Source organism: Vibrio sp. OPT46 (genome assembly GCF_015163535.1).
Classification (GTDB): Bacteria; Pseudomonadota; Gammaproteobacteria; order Enterobacterales; family Vibrionaceae; genus Vibrio; species Vibrio alginolyticus.
Genome location: NZ_JADDYG010000005.1, coordinates 122,919 through 126,171, shown reverse-complemented (window position 1 = coordinate 126,171; position 3,253 = coordinate 122,919). Strand labels below are relative to the sequence as shown.

Below are 3,253 nucleotides of genomic sequence, written 5' to 3'. Positions count from 1 at the left end.
GATGAAGTTCTCAATCACGTCGTACGTCAGTTCTCAAACTTCCTATCGGATAACATAGACCTAGACTTACATGCACGTGAAAACATCGCCAATATTACTAATGCGATGATCGAGCTTGTCAGCCAAGATTGTCACTGGCTAAAAGTATGGTTCGAGTGGAGTGCTTCAACACGTGACGAAGTATGGCCATTGTTTGTTTCAACTAACCGTACTAACCAGTTGCTGGTACAAAACATGTTCATTAAAGCAATTGAACGTGGCGAAGTGTGTGACCAGCACGATTCAGAACACTTGGCAAACCTGTTCCACGGTATTTGTTACTCACTGTTTGTCCAAGCGAACCGCGCTAAAGGTGAAGCGGAGCTGAAACATCTAGTGAATTCATACTTAGATATGCTTTGCATTTACAACCGTGAACACTAAAGCTTAGCTCGTAATATATGTCAGCCCACCGTTTGGTGGGCTTTTTATTGTCTGCTGTCAGCTAAGCACACATTTATATTTCTATATAACAAGCATAAAAAAACCGCTGCAATGCAGCGGCTTCTATCATTCAGTCAGAAAAAGCTTACTTCTTCTTAACTGCTTTTTTGTTTGGCAGGTCAGTGATTGAACCTTCAAATACTTCAGCAGCCAGACCTACAGACTCGTGTAGAGTTGGGTGAGCGTGGATAGTCAGAGCGATATCTTCTGCATCACAGCCCATCTCAATTGCAAGGCCGATTTCACCAAGTAGTTCACCACCGTTAGTACCAACGATAGCACCACCGATTACGCGGTGAGTTTCTTTGTCGAAGATTAGCTTAGTCATACCGTCTGCACAGTCAGATGCGATTGCACGACCTGATGCTGCCCATGGGAATGTTGCTACTTCGTACTTGATGCCTTCTTCTTTCGCTTCTTTTTCAGTCTTACCAACCCAAGCCACTTCTGGCTCAGTGTACGCAATTGAAGGGATAACTTTAGGGTCGAAGTAGTGCTTCTTACCAGAGATAACTTCAGCAGCTACGTGACCTTCATGCACACCTTTGTGAGCAAGCATTGGTTGACCAACGATATCACCGATCGCGAAGATGTGAGGAACGTTAGTACGCATTTGCTTATCAACGTTGATGAAGCCGCGCTCGTCAATTTCTAGACCCGCTTTTTCACCGTCGATTAGCTTACCATTTGGTACACGACCGATAGCAACTAGAACCGCATCGTAACGCTCAGCTTCAGCTGGCGCTTTCTTGCCTTCCATTGAAACGTAGATACCGTCTTCTTTTGCTTCAACTGCTGTTACTTTCGTTTCTAGCATTAGCTTGAACTTGTCTTTGATACGCTTAGTAAATACTTTCACGATATCTTTGTCTGCTGCAGGAATTACCTGGTCAAACATTTCAACAACTTCAACTTTAGAACCTAGAGAGTGGTAAACCGTACCCATTTCTAGACCGATGATACCACCGCCCATGATAAGCAGTTTTTCTGGCACTTCTTTTAGTTCAAGAGCGTCAGTAGAGTCCCAAATACGTGGGTCTTCATGCGGGATAAATGGCAGTTTGATTGGACGAGAACCAGCCGCAACGATTGCGTTGTCAAAGTTAACAACTGTTGGCTCACCTTCGCCTTCTACAAGGATAGAGTTAGGGCCAGTGAACTTACCGTAACCGTTAACTACTGTTACGTTACGCATCTTAGCCATACCGCTTAGGCCGCCAGTTAGTTGGTTAACAACTTTTTCTTTCCAGATGCGGATTTTGCTGATGTCTGTTTGAGGCTCACCGAACACAACGCCGTGGTCAGCCATCGCTTTCGCTTCTTCAATTACTTTAGAAACGTGAAGCAGTGCTTTAGATGGGATACAACCCACGTTCAGACATACACCGCCAAGCGTGCTGTAACGTTCAACTAGTACAGTTTCAAGACCTAAGTCCGCACAACGGAATGCAGCGGAGTAACCAGCAGGACCAGAACCAAGTACAACAACTTGGGCTTTAATTTCTTTGCTCATTTTGACCTCTTGTAGTCATTATCCCTAACAGGCTGAGTGGGTATCGATTTTTTATGTTTAAGAGAGATTTGTTTTAAACAGTTATTTTCAGACCGCTAACAGTTTACAGAGATGTTAATGGTGTGAAAAGTAAATCAATTTAGCCTGTGAGCTAGACAACAATTCGATTGTGAAAACCCTGAACGAAGCAAGGCTGATAACCAAATTGTCGGTAATTATGATTAGCAGAGGCGGCTAAGTTGCCGCCTCTCATTCATCTAATTTCTATTACAGAACTAGACGACGAATGTCAGATAGACATGAGTTTAGGTAAGTGATGAAGCGCGCACCTTCAGCACCATCGATCACACGGTGGTCGTATGATAGAGACAGTGGAAGTTGTAGACGCGGTTCGAACTCTTTACCGTTCCATACCGGTTTCATTTCTGACTTAGACACACCTAGGATACCAACTTCTGGTGCGTTTACGATTGGAGTAAACGCTGTACCGCCGATACCGCCTAGGCTAGAGATAGTGAAACAGCCACCTTGCATGTCAGCCGCAGTTAGCTTACCAGCACGTGCTTTCTTAGAAACCGCCATTAGCTCTTCAGATAGCTCGTAGATGCCTTTCTTGTTCACGTCTTTAAATACAGGAACAACTAGACCGTTTGGTGTATCTACCGCGATACCAACATTCACGTATTTCTTCAGAATTAGGCTCTCACCGTCTTCTGATAGAGAAGAGTTGAACGCTGGGAACGCTTCAAGCGCTTTAGCTACCGCTTTCATGATGAACACAAGTGGTGTGATCTTCATGCCAGTGTCTTTCTTCGCTTCAATCGCGTTTTGCTCTTTACGGAATGCTTCAAGAGCCGTGATGTCTGCGTTATCCCACTGTGTAACGTGCGGGATCATTACCCAGTTACGGTGTAGGTTTGCGCCAGAGATCTTCTTAATGCGAGATAGCGGTTGAACTTCTGTCTCACCAAACTTGCTGAAGTCCACTTTTGGCCATGGTAGTAGACCAAGAGCCGCGCCGTCGCCTTTGCCAGATGCTGCTGCACCTGCGCCAGACTCAAGACGCTTAAGTGCATCTTTCACGTAAGCTTGAACGTCTTCTTTTAGGATACGGCTCTTACGACCAGAACCTTTAACCTTAGAAAGATTAACGCCAAATTCACGCGCTAGACGACGAACAACTGGAGACGCGTGAGCGTACTCATCGTTTTCTTTGAAATCGCCAGTCGCTGCTGGAGCTGCTGCCGCCGGAGCTTC

The 3,253-nt window shown here is 45.2% G+C and carries 3 protein-coding genes; 1 reads left to right on the top strand and 2 read right to left on the bottom strand.

Annotation, left to right across the window (positions count from 1 at the left end):
• A partial coding sequence (gene opaR / locus IQR33_RS00760) for a transcriptional regulator OpaR (protein ID WP_193843431.1) occupies nt 1-423 on the top strand: 423 nt, incomplete at its 5' end.
• 145 nt (nt 424-568) lie between these two features.
• On the opposite strand, the gene lpdA is transcribed toward opaR, so the two are convergent.
• Together lpdA and IQR33_RS32000 are read right to left on the bottom strand one after the other, a co-directional pair.
• Nucleotides 569-1,996 carry a dihydrolipoyl dehydrogenase gene (lpdA, locus tag IQR33_RS00755; protein WP_005379993.1) on the bottom strand — a complete coding sequence of 476 codons (1,428 nt, stop codon included), beginning with the start codon at nt 1,994-1,996 and terminating at the stop codon, nt 569-571.
• A 267-nt stretch (nt 1,997-2,263) separates the two neighbouring features.
• Nucleotides 2,264-3,253, bottom strand: a 990-nt coding sequence (locus IQR33_RS32000; RefSeq protein WP_228013692.1) for a 2-oxo acid dehydrogenase subunit E2, incomplete at its 5' end; no start/stop codon positions are given.

Coding starts and splice junctions, on each gene's coding strand:
- lpdA (WP_005379993.1), bottom strand. CDS start 1,996: ATGAGCAAAGAAATTAAAGCCCAAGTTGTTGTACTTGGTTCTGGTCCT.